24 protein-coding genes are annotated in these 26,604 nt (G+C 72.3%); 8 read left to right on the forward strand and 16 right to left on the reverse strand.

From position 1 onward, the window contains the following. Positions 1-74: 74 nt before the first annotated feature. Positions 75-2,003 (reverse strand): helix-turn-helix domain-containing protein, encoded by a 1,929-nt coding sequence (locus ACFVU9_RS18645; RefSeq protein ID WP_387594468.1) that lies wholly within the window; start codon positions 2,001-2,003, stop codon positions 75-77. A gap of 55 nt (positions 2,004-2,058) precedes the next feature. Beyond that, positions 2,059-3,426, reverse strand: coding sequence for an MFS transporter (locus ACFVU9_RS18650; protein WP_387594470.1), 1,368 nt, complete (start codon positions 3,424-3,426; stop codon positions 2,059-2,061). A gap of 996 nt (positions 3,427-4,422) precedes the next feature. Between ACFVU9_RS18650 and ACFVU9_RS18655 the strand changes: the two genes are divergently transcribed. Next, positions 4,423-4,638: an e9imm peptide gene (locus ACFVU9_RS18655; RefSeq protein WP_387594517.1), complete on the forward strand. Its 216-nt coding sequence runs from the start codon at positions 4,423-4,425 to the stop codon at positions 4,636-4,638. A 492-nt stretch (positions 4,639-5,130) separates the two neighbouring features. Here ACFVU9_RS18655 and ACFVU9_RS18660 read toward each other — a convergent pair whose 3' ends face one another. From ACFVU9_RS18660 to ACFVU9_RS18685, 6 genes are all read right to left on the reverse strand, one after another. Beyond that, positions 5,131-5,427, reverse strand: a complete 297-nt coding sequence (locus tag ACFVU9_RS18660) for a putative quinol monooxygenase (RefSeq protein ID WP_387594472.1) — start codon at positions 5,425-5,427, stop codon at positions 5,131-5,133. Between the two features lie 338 nt (positions 5,428-5,765). Next, on the reverse strand, positions 5,766-6,647 hold the full coding sequence (locus ACFVU9_RS18665) for a JmjC domain-containing protein (RefSeq protein ID WP_387594474.1): 882 nt from the start codon (positions 6,645-6,647) through the stop codon (positions 5,766-5,768). 10 nt (positions 6,648-6,657) lie between these two features. Further along, the gene (locus ACFVU9_RS18670) at positions 6,658-6,963 is read right to left on the reverse strand and encodes a hypothetical protein (RefSeq protein ID WP_387594476.1); all 306 of its coding nucleotides are present in this window, start codon (positions 6,961-6,963) and stop codon (positions 6,658-6,660) included. A gap of 294 nt (positions 6,964-7,257) precedes the next feature. Next, a complete protein-coding gene (locus ACFVU9_RS18675; protein ID WP_380437614.1) occupies positions 7,258-7,494 on the reverse strand; it encodes a DUF397 domain-containing protein in 237 nt (78 codons plus the stop codon). A 127-nt stretch (positions 7,495-7,621) separates the two neighbouring features. Next, entirely contained in the window at positions 7,622-8,125 is a 504-nt protein-coding gene (locus ACFVU9_RS18680; RefSeq protein WP_387594478.1) for an NUDIX domain-containing protein, read from the reverse strand. 202 nt (positions 8,126-8,327) lie between these two features. Beyond that, positions 8,328-8,567 (reverse strand): hypothetical protein, encoded by a 240-nt coding sequence (locus tag ACFVU9_RS18685; RefSeq protein ID WP_387594480.1) that lies wholly within the window; start codon positions 8,565-8,567, stop codon positions 8,328-8,330. A gap of 128 nt (positions 8,568-8,695) precedes the next feature. On the opposite strand from ACFVU9_RS18685, the gene ACFVU9_RS18690 reads away from it, so the two are divergent. The 4 genes from ACFVU9_RS18690 to ACFVU9_RS18705 all read left to right on the forward strand — a co-directional run bounded on the left by ACFVU9_RS18690 (position 8,696) and on the right by ACFVU9_RS18705 (position 11,024). Next, the gene (locus tag ACFVU9_RS18690; RefSeq protein ID WP_387594482.1) at positions 8,696-9,529 is read left to right on the forward strand and encodes a Scr1 family TA system antitoxin-like transcriptional regulator; all 834 of its coding nucleotides are present in this window, start codon (positions 8,696-8,698) and stop codon (positions 9,527-9,529) included. A 13-nt stretch (positions 9,530-9,542) separates the two neighbouring features. Continuing rightward, positions 9,543-9,725: a DUF397 domain-containing protein gene (locus ACFVU9_RS18695; protein WP_387594518.1), complete on the forward strand. Its 183-nt coding sequence runs from the start codon at positions 9,543-9,545 to the stop codon at positions 9,723-9,725. A 67-nt stretch (positions 9,726-9,792) separates the two neighbouring features. Continuing rightward, the gene (locus tag ACFVU9_RS18700; protein WP_387594520.1) at positions 9,793-10,026 is read left to right on the forward strand and encodes a DUF397 domain-containing protein; all 234 of its coding nucleotides are present in this window, start codon (positions 9,793-9,795) and stop codon (positions 10,024-10,026) included. A gap of 146 nt (positions 10,027-10,172) precedes the next feature. Beyond that, entirely contained in the window at positions 10,173-11,024 is an 852-nt protein-coding gene (locus ACFVU9_RS18705) for a hypothetical protein (RefSeq protein ID WP_387594484.1), read from the forward strand. Positions 11,025-11,502: 478 nt separating this feature from the next. Here ACFVU9_RS18705 and ACFVU9_RS18710 read toward each other — a convergent pair whose 3' ends face one another. Beyond that, the gene (locus ACFVU9_RS18710; protein ID WP_387594486.1) at positions 11,503-12,264 is read right to left on the reverse strand and encodes a 3-hydroxybutyrate dehydrogenase; all 762 of its coding nucleotides are present in this window, start codon (positions 12,262-12,264) and stop codon (positions 11,503-11,505) included. 309 nt (positions 12,265-12,573) lie between these two features. Between ACFVU9_RS18710 and ACFVU9_RS18715 the strand changes: the two genes are divergently transcribed. Beyond that, the gene (locus ACFVU9_RS18715) at positions 12,574-14,466 is read left to right on the forward strand and encodes a regulator (protein ID WP_387594487.1); all 1,893 of its coding nucleotides are present in this window, start codon (positions 12,574-12,576) and stop codon (positions 14,464-14,466) included. A gap of 217 nt (positions 14,467-14,683) precedes the next feature. Here the strand turns inward: ACFVU9_RS18715 and ACFVU9_RS18720 are convergent, their stop codons facing one another. The 3 genes from ACFVU9_RS18720 to ACFVU9_RS18730 all read right to left on the reverse strand — a co-directional run bounded on the left by ACFVU9_RS18720 (position 14,684) and on the right by ACFVU9_RS18730 (position 18,792). After that, entirely contained in the window at positions 14,684-15,907 is a 1,224-nt protein-coding gene (locus ACFVU9_RS18720) for a cation:proton antiporter (RefSeq protein WP_387594489.1), read from the reverse strand. A gap of 154 nt (positions 15,908-16,061) precedes the next feature. Beyond that, positions 16,062-17,393: an NAD(P)/FAD-dependent oxidoreductase gene (locus ACFVU9_RS18725; RefSeq protein WP_387594491.1), complete on the reverse strand. Its 1,332-nt coding sequence runs from the start codon at positions 17,391-17,393 to the stop codon at positions 16,062-16,064. 484 nt (positions 17,394-17,877) lie between these two features. Continuing rightward, positions 17,878-18,792: a TIGR01777 family oxidoreductase gene (locus tag ACFVU9_RS18730; RefSeq protein WP_380437634.1), complete on the reverse strand. Its 915-nt coding sequence runs from the start codon at positions 18,790-18,792 to the stop codon at positions 17,878-17,880. Between the two features lie 55 nt (positions 18,793-18,847). On the opposite strand from ACFVU9_RS18730, the gene ACFVU9_RS18735 reads away from it, so the two are divergent. Beyond that, a complete protein-coding gene (locus tag ACFVU9_RS18735; protein WP_380437636.1) occupies positions 18,848-19,345 on the forward strand; it encodes a GNAT family N-acetyltransferase in 498 nt (165 codons plus the stop codon). A 119-nt stretch (positions 19,346-19,464) separates the two neighbouring features. Next, positions 19,465-20,598 (forward strand): DUF2510 domain-containing protein, encoded by a 1,134-nt coding sequence (locus ACFVU9_RS18740; protein WP_387594493.1) that lies wholly within the window; start codon positions 19,465-19,467, stop codon positions 20,596-20,598. 19 nt (positions 20,599-20,617) lie between these two features. Here the strand turns inward: ACFVU9_RS18740 and ACFVU9_RS18745 are convergent, their stop codons facing one another. The 4 genes from ACFVU9_RS18745 to ACFVU9_RS18760 form a co-directional block, all read right to left on the reverse strand. Further along, positions 20,618-21,133, reverse strand: coding sequence for a DUF4240 domain-containing protein (locus ACFVU9_RS18745; protein ID WP_380437640.1), 516 nt, complete (start codon positions 21,131-21,133; stop codon positions 20,618-20,620). Positions 21,134-21,291: 158 nt separating this feature from the next. Beyond that, positions 21,292-23,064, reverse strand: a complete 1,773-nt coding sequence (sucB, locus tag ACFVU9_RS18750) for a 2-oxoglutarate dehydrogenase, E2 component, dihydrolipoamide succinyltransferase (protein ID WP_387594495.1) — start codon at positions 23,062-23,064, stop codon at positions 21,292-21,294. Positions 23,065-23,143: 79 nt separating this feature from the next. After that, on the reverse strand, positions 23,144-24,532 hold the full coding sequence (gene lpdA, locus ACFVU9_RS18755; RefSeq protein ID WP_380437644.1) for a dihydrolipoyl dehydrogenase: 1,389 nt from the start codon (positions 24,530-24,532) through the stop codon (positions 23,144-23,146). 401 nt (positions 24,533-24,933) lie between these two features. Next, on the reverse strand, positions 24,934-26,433 hold the full coding sequence (locus ACFVU9_RS18760) for a leucyl aminopeptidase (RefSeq protein ID WP_380437646.1): 1,500 nt from the start codon (positions 26,431-26,433) through the stop codon (positions 24,934-24,936). Positions 26,434-26,604: the final 171 nt, after the last annotated feature.

Consider the following 26,604-nt stretch of genomic DNA (forward strand, 5'->3'; position numbering starts at 1 on the left):
GACCAACCTCGCCACTGTACGCCCAAGCCCGATCGGACCTGTCAGCCGTCCGCCCCCCACCCCTCACCGTGGACTCACGCCTCCGCCAGCAGTTGCAGCCGCAGCGCCAACTGCAGCTCCAGCGACCGCTCCGGCACGTTCCAGTCCCGCCCGAGCAGCGCCTCGACCCGGTCCAGCCGCTGGACCACCGTGTTCACGTGGACGTGCAGCTCGTCCTTGGCCCGCGTCAGGCTGCCCCCGCAGTCGAAGTACGCGCGGAGGGTGCGGACCAGCTCGGTGCCGCGCCGGGCGTCGTAGTCGAGCAGCGGGCCGAGCGTCGCGCCGACGAAGCCGTCCACGTCGTGCCCGTCGCCGAGCAGCACCCCGAGGAAGCCGAGCGCCCGCGCCGACGCGCCCTCGCCCGCGCGGCCGAGCACCCGCAGCGCCCGCAGGCAGCGCAGGCCCTCGGCGTACGAGGCGGCGATCGCCGGCGGGCCCGCGGCCGGGCGGCCCGCGCCGACGGTCACCGGGAAGCCGGCCAGCCGGGCCAGCCGTTCGGCGGCCTGCCGGGCGGTCTCCTCGGGGTCGCCGCCGTCGGGCACCAGCAGGACGACGGTCTCGCCGTGCTCGGCGGCGATGCCCCGGGAACCGAACAGGTAGCGCCCGGCCGCGCCCGCGAGCCGGCCGCGGTCGGTGGTGGCGGCGCTCCCGGCGGCTCCGGCGGCCCTGGCGGGTTCGGCGGGTTCGGCGACCAGGACGAGGTGCGGGCGGCCGAGGTCGACGCCGAGCCGCCGGCCGCGCGCGGTGAGCCCGGCGGGGTCGCGGTCGGGGGCGGTCAGGAGGTCGGTGAGCAGTTCGCCGCGGACGCGGTTCTCGGTCTCGGCGACGGAGCGGCGCAGCAGCAGGAGGAGCGCGGTGACCACGCCGGCCCGCTCGAACAGCCGGCGGTCGGCGTCGTCGAGGCCGGGCCGGCCGCGCAGGACCATCGCGCCGAGCGCGTCCTGCCCGGCGAGGACGGCGCACACCCACAGGCCGCCGTGGCGGACGGACCGGCCCTCGGCGCGCGAGGCCGCGACCGCCTCGGCCAGCCCGGCGGCGGACGCGACGCGGCCGGCCAGCGGCTCGCCCTCGGCGTCCAGGACCGCTATCTCGCCGTCCAGCAGGGCCGCGACGGCGGCGGCGACGTCCGGCACCTCGGCGCCGCGCAGGACGAGGTCGGTGAGCCGGTCGTGGGCCTGTTCGGCGCGCTGGACGGCGGCGGAGTGGGCGCGGACGAGTTCGTTGGCGGCGCCCAGTTCGGCGAGCGCGGCGCGGGTGTCGGCCAGCGACTTGGCGGTGTCCAGGGCGATCGCGGCGTGCGCGGCCAGCGAGCAGAGCAGCGCGACCTCGTCGGGGGAGAAGGCGCGCGGCGAGCGGTCGGCGGCGAAGAGGACGCCGATGACCTGCCCGCCGAGCAGCAGCGGCACACCGATGATCGCGACCAGGCCCTCGTCGAGCACGCCCGCGTCGATGGTGCCGGTGTGGTGGAAGCGGTCGTCGGTGCGGTAGTCGGGGGTCGCGTACGGGCGGGCGGTCTGCGCGACCAGGCCGCCGAGGCCGTCGCCGAGGCTGAGCCGCAGGGTCTGGAAGAGGACGGACACCGAGCCGTCGGTGACGCGCATGTAGGTGTCGCCGGCGGCCTCGTCCGGGAGGGTCAGGTAGGCGGTGTCGGTGCCGAGCAGGAGGCGGGCGCGGCGGACGATCGCCTGCAGCACGGTGTCCAGGTCGCGGGACGCCGCGAGGTCGCCGGCGGTGTCGAACAGAGCCGTCAACTCGGCCTCGCGGCGCCGGTGCTGGCGCAGCGTGCGGTGCACCCGTAGGGCCTGCCAGGTGGCGTCGTCGATCTCCTGCAGCACCGCGGCCGGCGCCCCCCGGCGGCGGGCGTCGGCCAGCACCTCGGCGAAGTCCTCGGTGGCGGCGCCGGATCCGAGCAGGTCGAGCAGCTGCCGCAGGGCGGGCGCGGCGCCGGTCTGGGGGTCGTTCATGGTGCGTGCCGCCAATCGGCAGTGGGGCGGGAGCGCGATAGTAGCGGCTGGGCCGTCACGCGGTGGCGGGCTTGCCGACCGGGGTGGTATCGGCCGCCGGGGCCTCGGCGTCGGTCTCGGCGTCGGTCTCTGCCAAGTCCTGTCCCTTCGTCTCGCGTGCGCAGAGGACGGCGAGCACCGTGAGCGCCGCCGCCGCAGCCACGTACACCGCGATCGGTGTGGGGGTGCCGTAGTCCTTGAGGAGCGCGGTGGCGATGAGGGGAGCCGGCGCCCCTGCGGCGACGGACGAGAACTGGGCCCCGATCGAGGCGCCCGAGTAGCGCATCCGGGTGGCGAACATTTCGGAGAAGAAGGCGGCCTGGGGCGCGTACATCGCGCTGTGGAAGACCAGGCCGACCGTGACGGCTACGACGAGGGCGGGGAACGACTTCGTGTCCACCAGGCCGAAGAAGACGAACGCCCAGACCCCGACGCCGACCGCACCCACCAGGTACACCGGCTTGCGGCCGACGCGGTCCGACAGCGCGCCGAACAGCGGGATCAGGGCGAACTGGATGGCCGAGCCGATCAGTACGGCGTTGAGCGCGGTCTGCTTGGAGAAGTGCGCGTGGCTGACGGCGTAGGCGAGGACGAAGGTGGTCATGACGTAGTACGAGATGTTCTCCGCCATGCGAGCCCCCATCGCGACGAGGACCTCCCGCCAGTGGTGCCGCAGGACGGCGACCAGCGGCGGCTGTTCGACGGTCTTGCGGTTCTTCTGCGCGGCCAACGCGGCCTGGAAGAGCGGTGATTCGTCGACCGCGAGCCGGATCCACATGCCCACGCCCACCAGCACGGCCGACAGCAGGAACGGCACCCGCCAACCCCAGGCGAGGAACGCGGCGTCCGACTGCACCGCCGTCATCAGCGACAGCACCCCGGCCGCCAGCAGGTTTCCGGCCGGCGCGCCGCCCTGCGGCCACGAGGCCCAGAAGCCGCGCCGGCGCTGGTCCCCGTGCTCCGACACCAGCAGGACGGCCCCGCCCCACTCCCCGCCGAGGGCGAACCCCTGCACCAGCCGAAGCACCGTCAGCAGCACGGGCGCGGCGGCACCGATGCTGCTGTACGTGGGCAGCACCCCGATGAGGGTGGTGGATCCGCCCATGAGCAGAAGGCTCACGACGAGGAGCCGCTTGCGCCCGACCCGGTCCCCGAAGTGCCCGAACACCAGCGCCCCGAGCGGCCGCGCGGCGAACCCGATCGCGTACGTGAGGAACGCGAGGAGCGTGCCTGTCAGCGGATCGCTGTTGGGGAAGAACACCTTCCCGAACACGAGCGCAGCCGCTGTTCCGTACAGGAAGTAGTCGTACCACTCAATGGTGGTCCCGATCAGACTCGCCGCCACTACCCGAGGGAGTGAGCGCCTCTCAACCGATGCTGCCATGGGTCACCACTTCCGGTCCGGGGACGACGATGTCGCCACAACGTAGGAAGCCCGGCGCCCGAGGCCCATGTGCCCAACCCACATAGTCCACCGGCATCTTGCAGCCCTCCACCCCATAACCAGCCCAGCCCGAGAGGACCGCTGCCCACCCCTCGCCCCACCCCCTGCTCCCGCTCCTGTTGCCCGTTCCGGTGCTGCTTCGGTGCCCGCCGAAGCAGCACCGGAAGTCGCAGGGCCGGGAGGAGAAGAAACGTTCCAGCGAGGTTGCCGACGAAGATCGGGCCGGGCCGACGGCCCACGCTGCGCGCAGGAAGTCGGCCCAGCCGACTTCCCATGCAGAAAGGGGTCTGAGCCCGAAGGGCGGTGCTGGCTTAGTGCTGTCCGCCAAGAGGACGTTCACCAGCCTTCCCGCTACTCCTGCCCGGCTGCCTTGTCTCGTTGCCGACCAGAAACGGTCTGGGCCTGCGCTTCCCGCGTAGGCCCAGACCGTTTTCGATCTACTCATGATGTTGCGCAAGAAGTCGGCGGAGCCGACTTCCCATGCGGAAGAAGAGGCTGCGCGTTGAAGGGAAGCCTCAGACGGGCGAGGCGCGGTTCGTGCCAGTGTCGCTTCGCCGAAGTGGCACCGGTGGGTGTCCGCCCTTTCTGCGTAGGAGGTCGGACTGGTCGACTTCCTGCGCAGAGGTTCGGACTTGAGCTCACCAGCCCGTCTTCCTACTTCTGTCGCCTTGTCTCGGCGCCGCTTCGGCAGGACCGAAGCAGCGCCGTTGCTGGCCAAAAACGATCTGGGCCCGCGCGTGAAGCGCAGGCCCAGCCTCAAGTAGACGTTCACGTCGATGCCTCGCGCTCTGCGCAGGAAGTCGGCCCAGCCGACTTCCTGCGCGGAATGGGGAGTTGCGCACTTGGGGGAGGCGGCGAGCATGGTTCGGGGCTTGTCCGGTCGATCACATAGCTCGCTAAGGTCTCACTATCCTGGAGGGGGTGGCTGGAGCGGTGATGACTCGTGAGTCGGCCGTTGCGATGGTGCAGAAGATCATGGATGGGGACTGCGCCGACGACGCCGAGATCGACCGCGCACTTGAGGCGCTGGACAGGGGTCTTGGCTGTCCGAGTGGCTATGTCAGCAACTTGATCTACTGGCCCGACGTGCCGGAGCCGACAGCGGCTGAGGTTGTCGAATTAGCCCTCGCCTACAGGCCGTTCGCACTGTGAGAATGACGACCGCTCCGCCGAGCGCAAGCGCGCGCCGGAGCGGTCTCAGCGCGATACAAGAAACGCGGATACATCTACCTCGGCACCGGGTGGTGTTCGCCCCTTCTGCGCAGGAAGTCGGCGGAGCCGACTTCCCATGTGGAAGAAGAGGTTGCGCGTTGAGGGGAAGCCCCAAAGCGGCGAGAAATTCGTTCCGGTGCCGCTTCGGCAGGGCCGAAGCGGCACCAGGGTGGTGTCCGCCCTCAGTGTCTCTCTGCGTGGGAAGTCGGTCACGCCGACTTCCCACGCGGACATACGCGTCTACCCCCTGCCGGCGAACGCGGCCGGGGGCAGAGATCCGTCATCGCTCAGCCGCACAGGAAGTCGACCACGCCGACTTCCTGTGCGGGGTGATGTAGTCGGTGGCCGGGTAGCCGGTGACCATCTCGCGCGCGGCGCCCGGGATGTTGCCGAGGTTGTCGGCCCGCAGTTGCGCGGGGGCGCCGGACTCGTTCAGTTCGCCGTGCTGAGGATCCGAACCGACGGGGGCTCGGCCAGCAGATCGCCGACCTTCGCCAGCGAGTCCGCCAGGTGCGGGCTGGCCATGTGCGTCTCGAACGCCGCGTGGGAGGCCCACTCCTCGATGACCACCCAGGAGTACGGATCCTCCGGGTCCACGTAGTTGTTGTACGAGAGACACCCGGGCTCGGCCCGGCTCGGCTCGATCATCGAGCGTGCCTGTGCGCGCATCTCGGCCTCCTGACCGGGCTTGGCCTTCATCGTCACTATGACGCTGATGCTGCTCGACATGACCGTCCACCCGTTCTCTGCAGTCGCACTGCCGCTGACTTCCAAGATCGCCGAACATCGGCTCCACCCGGATTGTTCCCGGCTGCGCACCATCGGCGACGCGGCCGTGTCCATGGCCGGCCCGGCTCCAATTCGCTTCACTCGCGGCGTTCATGGCGTGGGCCGATGGGGTGCGCTGCGCGTGGGAAATCGGCCAGGCCGACTTCCTACGCGGACATGTGCCTCTGTCCCCTGCCGACGCTCGCGGCAGGGGGCAGAGATCCGCCATGGCGTAGTCGCAGGAAGTCGGGCAGGCCGACTTCCTGCGCAGGGGGGAGGAGAGCGTTTCGGCGGGATGGTCAGGGCGTGCCGGTCAGTTGCGGGGCGATGCGGTCGGCGAGGCGGTCCAGGTCGAGGCCGGCCAGGTAGTCGGTGACCATCTCGCGCACGTTGCCCAAGGTGCTGCCGAGGTTGTCGGCGCGCAGCTGAGCCGGGGCGAGGCCCTCGCGGAAGGTGTCGTGGTCGAGTGCGGAGGCGATCAGTTGGTGGGCGAGGTCGAGCGGGGTCCGCTCGCGTAGGGCGAAGGTCAGGTGGAAGCTCGGCTCCTCGCCGGCGCAGACGGGGGCGTGGACCCATCCCCTTGGGATCACGAGGGTGGAGCCGGGCTCCAGGGTGTAGGTGGCGAACGGGTCGGTGGTGTCCCAGATCCGCTGCATCTCCCGCGTCCATCGGGTCGGGGAGCCGAGGTGGTCGTCCATCGGGTGCTGCACGGTCGGAGCCCACAGCGGCCAGCGCTTTCGCCCGGACATTTGGGCGACCAGGACGGTGGCCTGGTCCCAGTGGTGGGTCAGGCCGGTCTCCCCGGCGGGCGTGATGATCGCGGAGACGTACAGGGTGTAACCGGTCTCGGCCTGGACCCGGGCACAGAACTCGGCCAGGAACGGTGCGTTCCGCTGAAGTTCGCGGAGGTTCACCGTGTGCCCCTCCTCGATGAGGCCGCGCAGCTTTCCGCGACGCATCTGGCCGTTCTCGGAGAAGCGTCCGGGGTGAACGGCCCGGCCGTTCTTGACTGCCGCAGTACGCGAGGGGGCGGTGAGACCGTGGTCGATGTACGAGTTCATCAGGTCCAAGGTGATGGCCTGGTCGAGTGCCGTGTGTTGGCGACGGTAGAGGCGTGGTTCAGTGGGGCAGGCGGCGAGCAGGTCACCGGCGTGGGTGCCGAGAAGCTCGTGCAGAGACAACGTCGTCTCCTCAGGACAATGGGCACTTGATGTCGGGGTGGAACGGCAGGGACGGGCAGCAGATCACGGCGGAGCTCATGAACCGCAGGTCTTCGAGGTAGTGCGACCACACGACGTCCGAGCCGTGGAGCAGGGTGCGGTGAGCGCACTCCTGGTACCACTCCAGCGACGCGTAGGCCTGTTTTCCATCGGAGCGCCGCAGGGGCGGGAATTGCTTGTAGACGCTGGTGAGCCAGTCGACGGCCGGGGGCGCGGTGGTCCAGGTGCGCTGGTCGAGGCCTTCGGGACGGCGCAGGAGGTAGTGGCCGGTCATCATGGGCGGAATGGTGCGTTGGGCGAAGGGCAGAAAGGTCTCCTGCGGGTGTGCGTTCATTCCGCTGGGGACGCGCAGGAGATTCATGTCCAGTGATGCGGGTCGGCGCAGGTATTCCAGCTCCATGAGCCTGCGGGATCCGACCCATGGGCCATAGCCGTGCCAGTGTCCATCGCGTTCGGCGAATGCCTCGGGAGTCATGGGTATCCTCCAAGGACTGGGTGGCCGCTCCCAATTAGGGTGGGAACGGCCACCCGGCTGTGCGTTGCGAGTTGATCGTCCAGGCGATCGGATCGATCAGATGGTGAGGCCTCGGCTCTGCGCCCACTGGACGACGAAGGTGTCGAGCTCGGTGCCGGTGTAGCGCAGCTGGAGGCCGGCGCCCTCGGGCTTGGTGTCGCCGAGCGCGAACGCATCGGCGACGCCCGTGAGCGGCGCGACGCTGACGCACGACTCGGCCTCGCTGTCGAGGTTGCCGCCGCACTGGGCGGCCAACTCGCCGCCCAGCGCCAGCTCGTAGAGGTTCTTGGTCATGGTTCCTCCATATCGTTGAGGTTCCCTCGGGATGATGTCGAGTAGCCACGCAGAGAGCGCGCGGCCACCCGCTGCCGGGCCGCTGAGGCTGCCCGGAAGTCTTGGGCGGGAGGCCGGTGGTGTGTGATCAGCGGACCGGGACGGGGGTGCCGCGGAGGAGGAGGGGGCGGCCGGCGCCGTGTTCCCAGGCGTCCCAGGCGTCGTGGACGCGGAGGGCCTGGTTGGAGGGCATCACGGTGTCCAGGAGGTGGCGGGGGATCCAGTGCAGGGCACGGATGTTCGGCGGCGGGCGGTGCAGGTTGACGGCTTTGGCTTGCCTGGGGGTTACGACGCCGCCCGCGTAGACGAAGTTGATTCCCTCGGGGTATTGGTGCCGGGCCATGTAGTCGACGGTGAGGATCGTTCGCAGGGGCAGGGCGAGCCCGGTCTCGGTCTCCAGGTGGCGGCGGGCGGCGAGGTGAGGTAGCTCGTCGGCCTCGGCGCTGCCGCCGGGGAGCGTGTAGCCGTCCCGGTAGACGGGGTCGACGAGGAGGACGTGGAGTTCGTCCTGTCCGTCGGGGCTGTGGCGGAGGACGAAGGCCTGCTGGCCCAGGCGTCGGGCGGGCGGCTTCCGCATGATGTCGTCGTTCAACGTTGCTCCTTGGGAGAGGAGTTGAGGAGTTGGGTGCTCCCCGCCGGAGGAGGCTGCCGGCGGGGAGCGGTTCGGCTCGACAAGGGCTGTACGCCAACGCGCCCTTGGAGCCGTCTTCGCGCTGCGCGTTCTGCGGCAGCAAATCCGGCGGCGGCCAGGGAAGTTAGGTGGAGCGTGGCGAGCAGTAGGAGGCTGCTCGGGCTCACGGCGGCTCTTCCTGGAGCAGTCGACGGTGGGAGCGGGCACCGGAGCCGGGGGCGATCTGGCGGGGGTTGAGGACGCTGACCTGGTCGGCCCGGGTGGTCCATTCGATGCCGCCGCCGACCGGACGGAGGTACATGATGCCGCCGCACTGCTCCATGAAGACCCCCTCGCGAGGCCGGCCGTCGTCGAGGTGCCCGCGGTCGATGACCACTTCGTGGGGGAGGGGGACTTCGGACATGGGGGTGCTCTTGTTCATGGCGATGGCTCCGATTCGTAGTGCGACGACTACCGGGAGTGCTCAATGTCCTCTACGCTCTGGAGTAGTTCAACTTGTCCAGCGCCGTTCGTTTGGTGGGATGAATCGCCTTGAACAAAAAGGAACTTGACCCCGAGTCCTCACCCGCCGCCGAGTTCGGGGTGCTACTTCGCACGTCACGGGAGCAGCGCGGCTGGACGCAGGAGCACCTGGCGGAGCTGCTTGGCTGCACGTCGTCGTACATCTCGGCCATCGAATGCGGCCGAAGGAAACCAAGTCAACCGTTTGTTGCTCGACTTGACAGGGTGTTTGGCTCCGGTGACCAGTTTCTTCGGGAATGGGACGGCACGGGCCAGCGCACTTTGTTCGAGGGGTTCGACGAGTACGTGCGCTGCGAATCGAAGGCCGTACTCATTCGGTTGTTCGAGGTCAACATCGTTCCGAGCTTGTTCCAAACGCCTGCGTACATCCGTGTTCACCAGGAGGCGCCAGTGCTTCGCGGGTTCGCGACGCCACAGCAGGCTGATGAGCGAGCCGAACTGCGCCAACGCAGGCAGCGGTGCCTAACTCGCGATCCGGCGCCGCATGTTCATGCGGTCATAGATGAAGGAGCGCTGCGGCGGACCATGGGTGATCGCGCCGTCATGGTTGAACAACTGCAGTACCTGGAAGCTCTCGCAGCTCAGCCCCGGATCCTCCTGCAGGTCAGCCCGTTCTCCCTCGGAGCCACTCGACCGTTCCAGCATCCGCTGACGTTGCTGACCATGCCGAACGGGTCCGTCGTGGGATACGGCGAGACGGAGCAACGCGGCTTCCTCGAGCGCGATCCGGAGACGCTGGCCGCGTTGACTCGCGAGTACGATTATCTCCAGGTTGAGGCGTTGTCCCGGGCGGAGAGCATCGAGTTCATCCGAGAAGTGCGGAAGGGTTTTGAGCATGGATGACCTGCGCAGTGCCATGTGGCATACGAGTAGCTACAGCGCCCAGGCAGGAAATTGCGTTGAGGTGGCCCGTGGCCTCCATGGCGCCATCCCCGTCCGTGACTCCAAGGACCCCGAGGGGCCTGCACTGGCTTTCCCAGCCGAGGCCTGGGCTGCCTTCGTCGCTGCCGTTCGCTCTGGCGAGTTCGGCGAGGTCTGACGCTCCGCGTTGCCGAGCCCCTACCTAATCGGGTAGGGGCTTCTTGCTGCTTGGCTGCTGCAGCCTGATGCTTGTTGGTGGTGATCCGCGAGCTACGGAGGCAACTGTGACGCCCCTCGAATGGTTCAAGTCCAGCTACAGCAGCAACGGCGGCGAGTGCATCGAGGTCGCGGCCAACTGCGTTCGCACTGTTCCCGTTCGTGACTCCAAGGACCCTGACGGTCCCGTGCTGGCCTTCCCTGCCGAGGCCTGGTCGGCCTTCCTCATCGCTCTCCACTCGGGGGAGTTCGGCGAGGTCTGATGCGGAGGGTTAGTGCGATAAGCACCCTTCCGGTGATGGGCAGTTGACCGACCACCCCGCGTGTTACGTTCCGAACCAAACAGCAAACAGGTGACCCCGGCAGCGCGCCAACGCTCCGGGGTCCGGCACCAGGAGTCGAAGCTCCCATGCGCATCCATCGTACCGAACAGGTACGGCACTTCACCGTGCTTCCCAACGCCGTCCTCCAGTACCGCAAGCTCAGCTACACCGCCCGCGGCCTCCTCGCGGACCTCCTCTCCCGCCCCGACGGCTGGCGCGAGGACGGCCGCCACATGGCCGCCACCAGTCCCCAAGGCCGCGGCGCCGTCCGCAAAGCCCTCAAGGAGCTCACCGACGCCGGCTTCTACCGCGTCGAGACGATCCGCCTGCCCGACGGCACCCTCCGCAGCGAGTCCCACGTCTACGACACCCCCTGGCCTTCCCGTCCGGGTGCCACCCGTCCGGCGCCCGGTGGCCCGGTTGTCGGTCGCACAGGCAGCCCTCCCGTAAAGGACCGGCAGCAAGAACCCACCCTCCCCGCGAGCCCGGCTGCCGACGAGCAGACCCGACAGGCAGTGGCCGCCCTGTTCCGGGCGATCCGCCCCGAGCCTCGCCTGCGCCTCGGCCAGGCCGAAGCGGAGATGCTCGCACCCCTCGTCGCCCAGTGGCTGGAGTGCGGCAGCACTCCGAGCGACCTCGCCCAAGCCCTCCTCCCCGGCCTGCCGAACCCGATCCACTCCGCCGCAGCCGTGCTCCGCTACCGCCTGGAGCACAAGATGCCGCCCTGCCGCGCCCCGGAACGCCCGCCAGCACCCCGGTACGCCGAGTGCGCGGAATGCCGCGACCCCGTCCCCCGCCCGGGCCTCTGCCGCACCTGTAGCGGCCTTCGAGCGGTCGCCGTCAGCCATAGCGTCGGCGCCACTCGTGCCCGTACGGCACCGAGAAGCGCCCCCAGCGCGCCGCCCAGCCCCCGTCGGCCGGCGGGCTCGCGTCCGTGATGCGGGCGACCGCCGACTCCGTTTCTGCGTGGGAAGTCGGCTCGGTCGACTTCCTGTGCTGTGGGGGTGCGGCCGCGCTCAGTGCGCCGTCCGGCCGTTGTTGGCGGGCGGGCTCGCGTGCGTGATGGAGGTGGCGGGTGGGAGGGCGAGGACTGGCCTTCGTTTCTGCGTGGGAAGTCGGCTCGGTCGACTTCCTGTGCTGTGGGGGTGCGGCCGCGCTCAGTGCGCCGTCCGGCCGCTGTCGGCGGGCGGGCTCGCGTGCGTGATGGAGGCGGGGGTGGCGGGCGGCCGCTGAGTTCCCTTCCGCGCAGGAAGTCGGTCCGATCGACTTCCTGTGCTGTGGGGGTGCCGCTGCGTTCAGTGTCCCGCCCAGCTTCCGTCGGCCGGCGGGCTCGCGTCTGTGGTGGAGGTGGCGGGTGGGAGGGCGAGGACTGGCCTTCGTTTCTGGACTTCCTGTGCAGCGGGAGCGCCGCCGCGCTCAGTGCGCCGTCCAGCCGCCGTCCACCGGCAGGCTCGCGCCCGTGATGTAGGAAGCAGCCGGCGTGCAGAGCCAGAGGGCCAGCGCGGCTACTTCGGAGGGCTCGATGAGCCGCTTGACGGCCGTGCGGTCGAGCATGATCCGCTCGACCACCTCCTCCTCCGGGATGCCATGTGCCTCTGCCTGGGCCGCGATCTGCTTCTCCACCAACGGAGTCCGGACGTACCCCGGGTTGATGCAGTTGCTCGTGACCCCGTACGACGCCGCCTCCAGCGCGACCGTCTTGCTGAGCCCCTCCAACCCGTGCTTCGCCGTCACGTACGCGGACTTGAACGCGCTGGCCCGCAGGCCGTGGACGGACGACACGTTCACGACGCGGCCCCACCCCCGCTCGTACATGTGGGGCAGGGTGCGCCGCAGGATGCGGAACGGGGCCTCCACCATCACGCGTTGGATGAGGGAGAAGCGCTCGGGCGGGAACTCGTGGACGGGGGCGACGTGTTGGAGGCCGGCGTTGTTGACCACGATGTCGGCGTCGGCCGGCAGGGCGTCGACCGCCTGCGGGTCGGCGAGGTCCGCGACGACGGCGTGTCCGCCGATCCGGGCCGCGAGCTCCCGGGCCGGTTCGGCCGCCAGGTCGACGACGTAGACCCGGGCGCCGGCCCCGGCGAGGGCCTCGGCGCAGGCCCGGCCGATGCCCGAGGCGGCGCCGGTGACCAGGGCCGTGCGGCCGTCGAGCGGGCGGGCTGTAGTGGTGTCCATGGGCCAGAACGGTAGGAATCCGGCGGCTCGCCTCCCATGTGCCGGGGCACTACAGCATGCTGATGGACGGTGGTGGTCACCACTATGACGGTCGATCGACGGTTCGACCCTGGAAGTCCAAACCCATCCTGTCCCGGCTTCCCCACAATGGGCGCGGTTGCTTCACCCGTTCGGAGGATTGCTCGGTCAGATCCACCCATAGCGCCCGAATGCTCGCTACATTCACGCCGATTCCCGACAGGGGGCGCCGCCACAGGCAGCCGAAGCGCTGGTAGAGCCCGGTGCGGCGTCCGAGAGGTGTTGACTGATATGCCCCAACGGCCTGCAACCGACAGCCCGGCGTACGGACCGCTCGACCCGCTCGACCAGCACCGCGGTCCGGTCGGCCGGGCCCTTCCGGACGCCCCTGACGCCCTGACCGCCCACGCCCCGGCCGCCGACGAGCTGCGGCTGCCCGAGCAGGCCATGCCCGACCGGCACCAGCCCGCGACACCCACGGCCGTCGCGGGCACCGCGACGGCGACCGCCACGGCCACCGCGGCCGCCACGGCCACCGCGACCGCCGCGCCCCCGGCACCCGCCGCCGGCCACCCTGGCGGCCACGCGGGCCACTCCGGTCCGGCCCCGCAGAACGGCCACCTGGCGGCGCTGATCGAGGAGGCCGGCTTCTCGCACGCCGGCCTGGCCCGCCGGGTCGACCAGCTCGGCCTGGAGCACGGCCTCGACCTGCGCTATGACAAGACCTCGGTCACCCGCTGGCTGCGCGGCCAGCAGCCGCGCGGCGCCACGCCCGCGTTGATCGCCGAGGTCTTCACCCGCCGCCTCGGCCGCCGCCTGACCGCCCAGGACCTCGGTCTGGACGCCTGCGCCCCGGTCTACGCGGGCCTGGAGTTCGCCGAGACACCGCAGGAGGCGGTGGACATCGTGGCGAGCATGTGGCGCAAGGACAACGGCCCGCAGTCCGAGCTGCGCCGGATCGCCTTCACCCCGGCCGGCCTGGTCGTCCCCAGCCGGGACTGGCTGATCGGCCGCACCGACGAGCGCGTCGCCCGGGACGGCTCCACGCTGGCCCGCCCGGACGCCGCCACCGGCCCACCGCCCGCGGGCCCGCCGACGGCCAACGCGCCCGGTGCGGCGGCCCTGGGCCCGGCACGCGGACCGGTCCCCGGCGGCCCAGGCCCGCGCCCGGCTGCCACGGCCGCCGCGCTCAGCCGCGTCCCCACCCAGAGCCGCCGCCCGCCCGCGGCCGTCGAGCCCCCGTACGCCGACCCGGCCCGCGAGCAGCGCCCCGCCCTGCGCGTCGGCCGCGGCGACATCGCCGCCATCCGGGCCGTCGGCGACCTCTTCCGCGCGCTCGACCACGCCTACGGCGGCGGCCACGCCCGCCAGGCGCTGGTGCGCTACCTGGAGAGCGAGGCCGAGCCGATGCTGCGCGGCCGCTACGGCGAGCAGATCGGCCGCGCCCTGTTCGGCGCGGTCGCCGACCTCACCAGGCTGGCCGGCTGGACGTCCTTCGACATCGCCGCCCACGGCCTCGCCCAGCGCTACTTCGTCCAGGCGCTGCGCCTGTCCCAGGCCGCGGGCGACCGCGCCCTCGGCGGCTACGTGCTGGTGACGATGAGCCAGCAGGCCGTCCACCTCGGCCACGGCCGGGAGGCGGTCCAGCTGGCCCGGGTCGCCCAGCAGGGCGTGGGCACCGCGGTGCCGCCCGTCGTCCAGTCGCTGCTGCACGCCGCCGAGGCGCGCGGGCACGGCCTGCTGGGCGACGTCCGGGCGTGCACCACGGCGCTCGTACGGTCCGAGCGCTCGCTGGCCGCGGCCCGGCCCGGCGATGAACTGCCCTCCTGGGCACGGTACTTCGACGAGGCTCAGCTCTCCGACGAGTTCGCCCACTGCTACCGCGACCTCCAGCAGTGGCGCACCTCCGCGCAGCACGCCGAGAAGTCGCTGCGGCTGCGCTCGCCCGCGTACGCCCGCAGCCGGATCTTCTGCCGGCTGGTGCTCGCCACCGCGCGGCTCGGCATGGGCGACCTCGACGAGGCCTGCACGATGGCCACCGACGCGCTGCGGGCGGCGGGGGAGATGCGCTCGGCCCGCTCGCTGGAGTACGTCCGGGACTTCCACCGCCGCCTCACGCCCTACCGGGGCAGCCCGGTGGCGCGGGCGTTCGAGGAGACGGCCCGCCAGGCGGGGGTGATCTGACCCCAGCAGGCCGGACAACGGAGGCCGACGGATGCTAGGGCCGGGCGCACGACGACGCCCGGCCCGCACCGGCCCGGCCCGGCCCGACCCGAAAGACGCCTGACCCGGCCCGACCCGAAAGACGCCTGACCCGGCCCGGCCCCAAAGACGCCTGACCCGGCCCGACCCGAAAGACGCCTGACCCGGCCCGACTCCAAAGACGAAAGACGCCCCAGCCTCACCAGCTCTCGGCGCGCACCCGCGGTCGCCCCGCCTCCGGCGCCAGCGGCCGGACGTCGCCGCGCAGTCGCTGCGCGGCGAGCGGGAAGACGAGCACCGAGAGCATCCCCGCGCCGACCAGCGCGGCGGCCGTCGAGGACGGCATGTGCCCGGCCTCGACCTCGATCGTCGTGATCACCACGACCAGCGGCAGCGCCGTCGCGGCGTACAGCCCGAGCGCGCCGCGGTCGCGCTGCCCGAGCCCGGCCGGGGCGAGCAGCGCGGCAGGCGCCCCGCGCACCGCGAGCAGCAGCACCAGGAACACCGGGACGAGCAGCAGCGTGCCGGGGTCGTCCAGCAGCGCGTCCAGGTCGAAGTTCATCCCGCTGACCACGAAGAACACCGGTACCAGGAAGCCGAAGCCGATGCTCTCCAGCTTCGCCTCGATCACCTCCTCCTCGTGCGCCCGGACGCCGGAGAGCAGCATTCGGGAGACGATCCCGGCGGTGAACGCGCCGAGCAGCATGTCGAGGTCGAGCCAGATCGCCGCGGCGACCATCACCGCGAGCACCAGGATCACCGCGCGGATCGCGAACTGCCCGGACGTGCGCAGGGTGCGCTCGATCAGCCGGGTGACCCAGTCCGGCCGGGGCCGCTGCGCGCCGAGGACCGCGAAGGCGGTGATGACGGCGAAGGCGCCGAGGATGACGGCGGTCCGGGCGGGGGAGTTGCCGCTGAGCAGGACCGCGATCGCGATGATCGGCCCGAACTCGCCGACGGCGCCGGTGGCCATCACCAACGAGCCGAAGGGGGTGGGGAGTTCGCCCGAGTCGCGGAGGATCGGCAGGATCGTGCCGAGTGCGGTGGTGGTGAGCACCAACCCGGCGAAGGCGCCGTCCAGCGGGTTCGGGTTGACCAGCGCGCCCACCCCGAGGCCGAGGACGACCGTCGCCAGCCACGCGGTGCCCGCCCGTTTCAGCGGGCCGCCGCGCAGCTTGGCGAAGTCGATCTCGTACCCGGCCAGGAACATCAGCATCGCGAGGCCGAACTGGGAGAGCGCGGTGACGAGGTCGTCGACGCGCGCCCAGTCCAGGACGTCCGGTCCGATCAGGACGCCGAGCACGATCTCGAACACGACGGTCGGGACGGCGATCCACCGCAGCAGCCGGTCGGCGAGCAGCGGCGCGGCCACCGCGGCGGCGGGGATCAGGATCAGCGTGAGCGGGTGGACGGCGGCGCTCACCGCGCGACCGGCCGCAGGGCCCGGGCGGCGGCGGGCGCCGCAACGGGCGAAACCCCACGAATAGCAGTCATAGCGGGCATAGCGGCATCCTGGCACGATGCCGGTCCGCCGTCCCGGCAGGCTGTCCGCGTGTTCCGGGCAGCCGTGACCGCCGTCAGGCCGCGGCCTCCGCCTCCCGCGCCGAGGCCGGCAGCCCGAGGTCGCGCAGCACGGCCCGCGCCGCCCGCCGTCCGGAGACCAGGGCGCCCTGCACGGAGCTGGTGTCCCGGTGGTCCCCGGCGACGTACAGCCCGGCGAGCACCCGGACCGGCCGCTGCGGGTTGTGCGGCGGCGGCATGGCGGGCAGCGCGTCGGGCAGGTGCCGGACGCTGAGGAACTGCCAGCCCCGGGTCGACGTCCCGTACAGCTCCGCGAGCCGGGCCCGGACGGCCGGTTCGAGCCCGGCCGGGCCGCCCGCGTCGAAGGCGCGCCGCCCGAGCACGGTGGTCGCGACGAGCGCCTGACCGGCCGGGGCGTACGAGGGGTCCAGTTCGCTGAGCACCAGCGAGTGCGAGACGAGCGGCGGCTGGCCGCCGGGCCGGTCGGCGTCCAGGAGGAGGACGGGTTCGTTCACCGGGGACCGGTCGGCGGCGTGGAAGAAGGTCGTGACGGGGTGGAAGTCCGGCAGCCGCAGTCCGGGCATGAGCTCGACGGCGGAGCGGGCGTCGGTGGCGATGACGACGGCCTGCGCGCCGATCCGGCCGTGCGCGGCGGTCTCGACGCCGTCGGCCGCGATCCCGGTGACCTCGATCCCGGTGCGCACGGTGCCGGCGGGCAGCGCGGCGGCCAGCTGGGCCGGCACGGTCGCGATGCCGCCGGCGGGCAGACAGAGCCGCCCGCGGGCGTAGGAGCGCAGGACCAGTTCGGCGATCCGGCTGCTGGTCCCGAGCGCCGGGTCGCTGAGCAGGGCGCTGAGCAGCGGCCGCAGGAAGCCGTCGACGGTGCGCGGGGCGAGCCCGTGGCCGGTGAACGCGCGGGCGGCGGTGGTCTCGGGGCGGGCGTGGATCCGCCCGGCCGGGGTGGCGGCGAGCCGGGCCAGGTAGCTGCCGAGGCGGGCCTTGTCCAACGGGCTGCCGAGCGGGGCCCGGACGGCGGCCTGCCGGGCGGCGGTGAGCTGAGGGTCCCCGGCGCGGTAGCGGCGGCCGGCGCTGTGCACGAGTACGCCGGGCGCGAGCGGGCGCAGTTCCAGGCGGTCGACGTCGAGCGCGCGGCGCAGTTCGGGGAACGCGGTGTTGAGCAGGTGGCTGCCGTCGTCGAGCCGGAATCCGTCCAGCTCGCGGGTGGCCATGCGGCCGCCGATCCGGTCGGCGCGTTCGAGGAGCTGAACGGTGAGGCCCTGGCCGGTGAGCGCGCGGGCGGCGGTCAGGCCCGCGAGGCCGCCGCCCACCACGACGACGTCCGGGTCGGACGGTCGGCGGGCGCGGCGGGTGAAGTCGTACGTGGGCACGGGCGTGCTCCCTCCCTGGTTCCCGGGGCTCCGGCCGACGCAGGCAGCGGGGTGCCGGGACACGGTCCGACGATGTGATGCCCAGTCAGTGTGAGCGTCAGACAAGCGCATCGGGCCGGATCGGGTGCCGGGAAGGGCGTGGGCGGGGGCGCGGTCACGGACTGTGCGCCGTGGCGGCCGGGTTCGGGGGTCGGCGGGCGCGCACGGTCACCGGGGGCGTGCAACGCGCCCACCGCGTGCTCCCGTGCGCCCCCTGCCGGAGCCCCGTCCGACCCCCGCTCGGCATATGCCCGTGGCCAGCACGAATGCCGTACGCCCGGTACGTTTCCGGGCCCCGGGAACGCACGCCCGGCCCCGGTACGTTTCCGGGCCCCGGGCACGCACGCCGGGCCCCGGTACGTTTCCGGGCCCCGGGCACGCACGCCGGGCCCCGGTACGTTTCCCGGCCCCGGGCACGCACGCCCGGCCCCGGGACGGAGGGCCGTCAGAGGGCCGCCCGCACCGCCGCGTCGACGTCCGTGTGCGTGAACTCGAAGCCGGCGTCGAGCAGTCGCCGGGGCACCACCCGGTGGCTGCCGACGACCTCGATCGCGAGCTCCCCGAGCACCGCCTTCAGCACCGCCTCCGGCACCGGGAACAGCGTCGGCCGGCTGAGCACGCGCCCGAGGGCCGCGGTCAGCTCGGCGTTGGTCACCGGCTCCGGTGCGGTGAGGTTGAAGGCACCCGACAGGTCCTCCCGGTCGATCAGGAAGCGCAGCGCGGCGACCTCGTCGGCCAGCGAGATGTAGCTCCAGTACTGCCGCCCGTCGCCGAGCCGCCCGCCCAGGCCGAGCTTGAACAGCGGGAACAGCCGCCCGCCGGCCCCGCCGGCCGCGGACAGCACGAGCCCGGTGCGCGGGTGGACGACCCGGATCCCGGCGCGCTCGGCGGGCCGCGCGGCGGCCTCCCACTCCACGCACACCTCGGCGAGGAAGTCGTCGCCGAGGGGGGAGTCCTCGTCGATCACCCGGTCGCCGGTCTGCCCGTACACGCCGACCGCGGAGGCGCTGACGAAGACCTTCGGCGCTTCCTCGAGCTCGGCCAGCGCGACGGCGAGCGTCTCGGTGCCGAGCACCCGGCTCTCCCGGATCTCCCGCTTGTAGGCGTCCGTCCAGCGGTGGTCGCCGACCCCGGCGCCCGCCAGGTGCACGACGGCGTCGACGCCGGCCAGTCCGTCCCGGTCCACCTGGCCGAGCAGCGGGTTCCAGCCGATGGCCGTGGTGCCGTCGGGCTGCGGACCCGTCCTGGAGCGGTGCCGGACCAGCCGGACCACCTCGTGGCCGTCCGCCGTCAGGGAGCGGACGAGCGCCGAACCGATCAAACCCGTGGAGCCTGTGACAGCGATGCGCATGGGCCCCATCCTCCCAGCTCTTAACCCGTGGGAAGTTTGGACACCCCTCATTAGGCTGACACGCATGCACGATGACGATCTGATCATCCGACCGGCCAGGCCGGAGGACGAGCGCGAACTCGCCGCCCTCAACCGCGCCGCGTGGTCCCCCCTGTCCGAGGTCGCCCCGCAGCCGCCCGAGGAGGACGGCGTCTTCGACGAGCGGCACGCCCCGGAGCAGTACCTGCTCGCCCTCCTCGACGGCCGGATCGTCGGCTACATCCGCCCGGTCCCGGCCACCCCGCTCGCCAGCAACCGGCACGTCCGGCAGATCCAGGGCCTGGCCGTCGACGCCTCCGTGCGCGGCCGGGGCGTCGGCCGGAAGCTGGTCGAGGCCGCGTGCGCCGCGGCGCACGCCGAGGGCGCGCGCAAGATGACGCTGCGCGTCCTCGGCTGGAACACCCCGGCCCGGCGCCTCTACGAGAGCTGCGGCTTCGTCGTCGAGGGCTCGCTCGCCGAGGAGTTCCTGATCGACGGCTCGTACGTGGACGACATCTGGATGGCCCGCCGCCTCACCGGCTGAGCGCCCCGGCCGGTCGTTCGTCCACCACTCCTGACGGTGTGTCAGTTGTGAACGAGTGGTGCAGAGTCGTGACCGACCCGCGCTGTCTCGACCGCCGTCGTGCCGGGTACGGTACGCCCGTGAGCAACTCGACGCCTCCCGGGTGGTACCCGGTACCCGGTGCGGACGGCGCGCCCGGTCAGGAGCGCTGGTGGGACGGCAACGCCTGGACCTCCGAGGTGCGCCCGCTCCAGGGCGGCGCCGCCCAGGTCGCCGACGCGCCGACCCAGGGCTGGCAGCCGCCGGGGCCCTCGGCCCCGGCCGCCGGGTACGGCTACGGCGCCCCAGCCCCGGCCCCGCAGGACGCGCCGCCGCCCGGCTACGGCTACCCCGGCGGCCAGGCCCCCGGCTACGGCTACCCGGGCCAGGGCTACGGCGCCCCCGAGTACGGCCAGGGCTACGGGAACCAGGAGTACGGCCCGGCCTACCCCGGCGCCCAGCCGCCCGGCTACGGCTACCCGCCGCCGGCCCGCGGCGGAGGCGTGAAGCCGGGCGTCGTCATCGGCATCGCCGTCGCGGTCCTCGTCGTCGGTGCGGTGATCGCCGGCCTGACGCTCGCCGGCGGCTCCCCGTCGGCCGACCCGACCCCGAACCCGACGGTCACCGTCACCCGGAGCCAGGACCCGGCCCCCAGCCCGACCTACACGCTCCCCACCACCGTGCCGACCCCGACGCAGACGCAGCAGGCGCCCAAGCCCGCGCCCGTCCTCAAGGGCACCGTGCCGGACGCCCAGCACGCCATCACCGTCCCGCTGTTCGACGGCTGGGAGGCGCAGACCAACAACACCAAGTCGACGGTCTACCTCGGCTCCGGCCGCTACACCTGCCCGGACGGGAACAACACCTGCATCCGCGGCCAGTTCGCGATCCAGAAGGACACCGTCCAGGGCGCCACCGCCAAGGCCGCCGCCGAGGCCGCGATGCCCGACTACGCGGCCGCGATCTTCACCGGGATCACCTCGCACACCGACTCGGGCTCGGCCTACGTCACCGTCGCCGGGGTGCTCGGCTACGCCTCCCGCTGGCACGTGCGCACCTCGGACGGCACCCAGGGCTACGTCCTGCTGGCCACTGTCCCGGCCAAGGGTGGCGGGTTCGTCGTGTTCGAGGGCGGCGTGGACGACGACCCGGCCGCGCCGGACGCCTCCGTCCTGGACCAGATCCTCCGGGGCATCAAGCAGGACGGCAGCGCCGGCACGGGCAGCACCACCTGACCCCCCGGAGGACGGCGCTCTAATCCCCGTAGCGCTCCCAGAGCTTGGGAAAGCGTTTCGCCATCGCGTCCGGGTCCTCGAAGTCCAGCGGCGTCCCCGCCGGGCGGCCCGCCTGCCGCCCGCCCACCTCGGGCAGCGGCAGGCCGGTGAGCTGCTCGTAGGCCTCGTCGGCGGCGTAGCCGAGGTCCTCGGCCTCGCCGTCCTCCTCCTCGTCGAACTCGGGCAGGAGGTCGGCCAGGTCGTCCGGCTCGTGCAGCCCGCCCTCGAAGACGTCCCGGCCCTGGCCGATCAGCCAGCAGCGGAAGAAGTCGAAGGTGTCCTCGGAGGCGCCGTCGAGCAGCAGGTGGGCGGCGCCCCACAGGTCGTACCGGTAGGCGCGCTGGAAGCGGGCCTCGAAGAGCCGGCCGAAGTCGATGACGTCGTCCGGGGTCAGCTGGACGAGGTGCTCCACCAGCCGGTCGGCCTGCTCGTCGGGGTCGCCGTCGGCGGCCTCCCGGGTCTCGTCGATGATCTGCCAGAAGTCGGTCTCGTCCATCACCGCTCCAGCATCCCCGTTCGCCCGCCTCCGCGCATGCCATGGCCCGGCGAAACGCTGGTGACGCCCGGCGGAACGTTCGTCGGCGGCCGGGCCGGGAACGGCGGAACCCCGCGCCGTCCGGGGACGGTGCGGGGTTCCGCGGGGACCACGGGGGGTCAGAGGCCGAGCTCGACCTCGAACTCGCCGGCCTCCAGGATCTCCTTGACCGCGACCAGGTAGCGGGCGGCGTCGGCGCCGTCCACCAGGCGGTGGTCGTAGGAGAGCGACAGGTAGGTCATGTCGCGGATGCCGATGGCGGTGCCGCCGTCGGCCTCGATGACGACCGGGCGCTTGACGGTGGCGCCGATGCCCAGGATGGCGACCTGGTTCGGCGGCACGATCACGGTGTCGAACAGCGCACCGCGCGAGCCGGTGTTGCTGATGGTGAAGGTCGCACCGGACAGCTCGTCCGGGGTGATCTTGCTGTCGCGGACCTTGGTGGCCAGCTCGGCGGTCTTCTTCGAGATGCCGGCGATGTTGAGGTCGCCCGCACCCTTGATGACCGGGGTCATCAGACCCTTCTCGGAGTCCACCGCGATACCGATGTTCTCGGTGTCGAAGTAGGTGATGGTGCCCTCGGCCTCGTTGATCCGGGCGTTGATGGCCGCGTGGGCCTTCAGCGCCTGGGCGGCGGCCTTGACGAAGAACGGCATCGGGGACAGCTTGACGCCCTCGCGGGCGAGGAAGGAGTCCTTGGCCTTGCCGCGCAGCGACATGATCTTGGTGACGTCCACCTCGACCACGCTGGTCAGCTGGGCCTGCTCGTGCAGGGCCTTCAGCATGTTGTCGCCGATGACCTTGCGCATGCGGGTCATCTTGACCGTCTGGCCGCGCAGGGCGGACGGAGCGGCGGCGGCCTTCGGCGCGGCGGCCGGGGCGGCAGCGGCGACCGGAGCCGGCGCGGCCTTGGCGGCCTCGGCGGCGGCGATGACGTCCTGCTTGCGGATGCGGCCGCCGACACCGGTACCGGTGACGGCGGACAGCGCGACACCGTGCTCGGCGGCGAGCTTGCGCACCAGCGGGGTGACGTAGGCGTCACCGGCGTCGGCCACCGGGGCGGCCGGGGCGACCGGAGCCGGGGCGGCAACGGGGGCCGGGGCGGCGACCGGAGCCGGGGCAGCCGGAGCGGCAACGGGAGCCGGAGCGGCAACGGGAGCCGGGGCGGCGACCGGGGCCGGAGCAGCCGGAGCGGCGACCGGAGCCGGGGCAGCCGGAGCAGCGACCGGAGCCGGGGCGGCAACCGGAGCCGGGGCGGCAGTAGCCGCACCCGGGGCGCCGATCAGCGCGAGCTGAGCGCCGACCTCGGCGGTCTCGTCCTCGCCGACCAGGATCTTGACGACGACGCCGGCGACCGGCGACGGGATCTCGGTGTCGACCTTGTCCGTGGAGACCTCGAGCAGCGGCTCGTCGACCTCGACGGTCTCACCCTCGGCCTTCAGCCAGCGGGTGACGGTGCCCTCGGTGACCGACTCGCCCAGCGCGGGCAGCACGACCGGGGTGGCGTCGCCGGCCGGAGCGGCCGGAGCGGCAACGGGGGCCGGAGCGGCAACCGGAGCCGGAGCGGCGACGGGAGCCGGAGCGGCGACCGGGGCCGGGGCGGCGGCGGGCGCGGCCGCGGCGGCCGGAGCAGCGGCGGGGACCGGGGCGCCGGAGCCGTCGTCGATGATCGCCAGCTCGGCGCCCACCTCGACGGTCTCGTCCTCGCCGACCTTGATCGAGGCCAGGATGCCGGAGGCCGGCGCCGGGATCTCGGTGTCGACCTTGTCGGTCGAGACCTCGAGCAGCGGCTCGTCGACCTCGACACGCTCACCCTCGGCCTTCAGCCAGCGGGTGACGGTGCCCTCGGAAACGCTCTCGCCCAGCGCGGGCAGTGTTACTGAGACCGCCATGGTTTCAGCGACTCCTATCAAGTCTTGCGTACGGGAGTACGGGAAGTACGGAAGTACCGGAACGGGGGTGGGGGCGTGATCAGTCGTGCGCGTGCAGCGGCTTGCCGGCCAGCGCCAGGTGCGCCTCGCCCAGGGCCTCGGACTGGGTCGGGTGCGCGTGGATCAGCTGCGCGACCTCGGCCGGCAGGGCCTCCCAGTTGTAGATCAGCTGGGCTTCGCCGACCTGCTCGCCCATGCGGGCGCCGACCATGTGGACGCCGACCACGGCGCCGTCCTTGACCTGGACGAGCTTGATCTCGCCGGCGGTCTTCAGGATCTTGCTCTTGCCGTTGCCGGCCAGGTTGTACTTGAGGGTGACGACCTTGTCCTTGCCGTACAGCTCGACGGCCTTGGCCTCGGAGATGCCGACAGAGGCCACCTCGGGGTTGGAGTACGTCACGCGCGGGACGCCGTCGTAGTCGATCGGCATCGGCTTCAGGCCGGCCAGCCGCTCGGCGACCAGGATGCCCTCGGCGAAGCCCACGTGGGCGAGCTGCAGGGTCGGGGCGAGGTCACCGACGGCCGAGATGGTGGGCACGTTGGTGCGCATGTACTCGTCGACGAGGACGTAGCCGCGGTCCATCGCGACGCCGTTCTCCTCGTAGCCGAGGCCGGCCGAGACCGGGCCGCGGCCGATGGCGACGAGCAGCAGGTCGGCGTCGATCTGCTTGCCGTTCTCGGTGGAGACGCGGACACCGGCCTCGGTGTACTCGACGCCCGAGAAGCGGGCCTTCAGCTCGAACTTGATGCCGCGCTTGCGGAACGCGCGCTCCAGCAGCTTCGAGGAGTTCTCGTCCTCCAGCGGGACGAGGTGCGGCAGCGCCTCGACGATGGTGACCTCGACGCCGAAGGACTTCCAGACCGAGGCGAACTCGACGCCGATGACGCCGCCGCCGAGGATGACGGCCGACTTCGGGATGCGGTCGAGCTTGAGCGCGTGGTCGGAGGAGATGACGCGGTCGCCGTCGATCTCCAGGCCCGGGATCGAGCGCGGCACGGAGCCGGTGGCGAGGACGATGTGGCGGCCCTCGATGCGCTGGCCGTTGACGTCCACCGAGGTCTGCGAGGAGAGCTTGCCCGCGCCCTGGATGAAGGTCACCTTGCGGGAGGCGACCAGGCCCTGGAGGCCCTTGTACAGGCCGGCGATGACGTCGTCCTTGTACTTGTGGACGCCGTTGATGTCGATGCCCTGGAAGGTGGCCAGCACGCCGAACTCGGCGGCCTCCTTCGTCTCGTCGGCGATCTCGGCCGCGTGCAGCAGCGCCTTGGTCGGAATGCAGCCGCGGTGCAGGCAGGTGCCGCCCAGCTCACCCTTCTCGACCAGGGCGACGCTCAGGCCCAGCTGAGCGGCGCGGAGCGCCGCGGCGTAACCGCCGCTTCCGCCTCCGAGAATGACTACGTCGAAAACGGTGCTGGCGTCGTTCGCCACGTCACGTCCTCCATGCAATGGGGTGGGTCGCCGGGCCGGTCGCGGTCCGGTGGGTCGGAAGCCTTTGTGGGGCGCCCAGTCGTGCCGGAAATACATCTTCGCACTTGTTCACGGCGGCTGATGTCCGGGTCCGCCCCGCGGGTGTCCCACCGGGTGGTCACGGGGGTGGGAACACCCCCGACGGAAGGGCATCATTGCAGCTCAACGCCGGGTTGACAGCCACCGGGCGGGCGCTGTGACGGCCTTCGGGCGCCGCTGCTTCCGCACTGCGGAACAAAGTTTCGCCCGCAGCGAACAGGGGTGCGGGGCCGGGTGGCGGCCTACCTGCGGGTAACCCGTCCGGAACGCCGGAGGGGGCCCGGCGCACGTGCGCCGGGCCCCCTCCGAACGGGTGGGCCGGGTCAGGCCTTCGCCGCCGCCGTCCGCTCGGCGTAGGCGAGCAGGGTGCGCACCGCGCTCGCGGTGCCGCCCTTCGGGGTGTAGCCGAACGGCGCGCCCTCGTGGAACGCCGGGCCGGCGATGTCCAGGTGCGCCCAGTCGGTGCCCTCGGCCACGAACTCCTTCAGGAACAGACCGGCCACCAGGCCGCCGCCCATGCGCTCGCCCATGTTGGCCAGGTCGGCGATGGTCGACTCGGTCATGCCCTTGCGCAGCTCGGCCGGCAGCGGCATCGGCCAGGACTGCTCGCCGACCTCGCCCGCGACGGTGTGCAGGGTCTCGCGCAGCTCGTCGTTGTTGGACATCACGCCGAAGGTGCGGTTGCCCAGGGCCAGCACCATGGCGCCGGTCAGGGTGGCCACGTCGACGATGGCGTCCGGGTTCTCCTCGCCGGCGCGCACGATCGCGTCGGCCAGCACCAGGCGGCCCTCGGCGTCGGTGTTCAGCACCTCGACGGTCTTGCCGCCGTACATGCGCAGCACGTCGCCCGGGCGGGTGGCGGAGCCGGACGGCATGTTCTCGGCCAGCGCGAGCCAGCCGGTGACGTTGACGGCCAGGCCGAGGCGCTTGGCCGCGACCACGGTGGCGAACACGGCGGCGGCGCCGGCCATGTCGCACTTCATGGTCTCGTTGTGGCCGGCCGGCTTCAGCGAGATGCCGCCCGAGTCGTAGGTGATGCCCTTGCCGACGAAGGCGAGCGTGGCCTTGGCCTTCGGGTGGGTGTAGGCCACCTTCACCAGCCGGGGCGGGTTCGCCGAGCCGTTGCCGACGCCCAGCAGGCCGCCGAAGCCGCCCTTGGTGAGCGCCTTCTCGTCCAGCACCTCGACCTTGAGGCCGTGCTCCTTGCCGGCGGCCTGGACGATCGCGGCGAAGCTCTTCGGGTTCAGGTCGTTCGGGGCGGTGTTGACCAGGTCGCGGGCCCGGTTCATCTCCTCGCCGATCGCGGCGGCGCGCTCCACGGCGGCCTTGGAGTCCTTGCTGCCCTTGCGCGGGGCCAGCACGACGAGCTCGCCGACCGGCTCCTTGCCGCCCTCGCCCTTGTAGGTGCCGAAGGCGTACGAGCCGAGCAGACCGCCGAGGGCGACGGCCTCGACCTCGTCCGCGGACTCGGCGGGCAGGGCCAGCGCGGCCTTCTTGGCGCCGGCCAGGGTGCGGGCGGCGACACCGGCGGCGCGGCGCAGCGTCTCCAGGCCGTAGCCCTCCTCGGCCGCCTCGCCGAGGCCGACCGCGAGCACGAGCGCGGCCTTCAGCCCGGCGGGAGCGGGGACCTTGACGGCCTCGCCCTCGGCGCCGGTCGCGCCCAGGGTGGTGAGGACCTCGGCCAGCTTGCCCTCGAACGCCTCGTTCACGGCGTCGGTGCCGGCGGCCAGCACGATGCCCTTGGGGCCCTTCGCGACACCGACCACCAGCGCGTCCGCACGCAGCGAGGCGGCGGCGGAGGTGCTCACAGACAATGCAGTCACGTAATGCGTCCTGTTCTTTCGCGGTCCACGGCCGGGTGCGGCGAGGCTGCCGCACCGGCGCAGCCCGGCGGGCGTCGCGGGTGTCCCTCCGGCGCGGTCCGGGTCCGGGTCCCCTGGCTACGCGCACCCGCCGTTCGCGGACACGCACACCAGAGGCCCCGGCTCCACGCT

The organism is Kitasatospora sp. NPDC057936 (assembly GCF_042887525.1).
Classification (GTDB): Bacteria; Actinomycetota; Actinomycetes; order Streptomycetales; family Streptomycetaceae; genus Kitasatospora.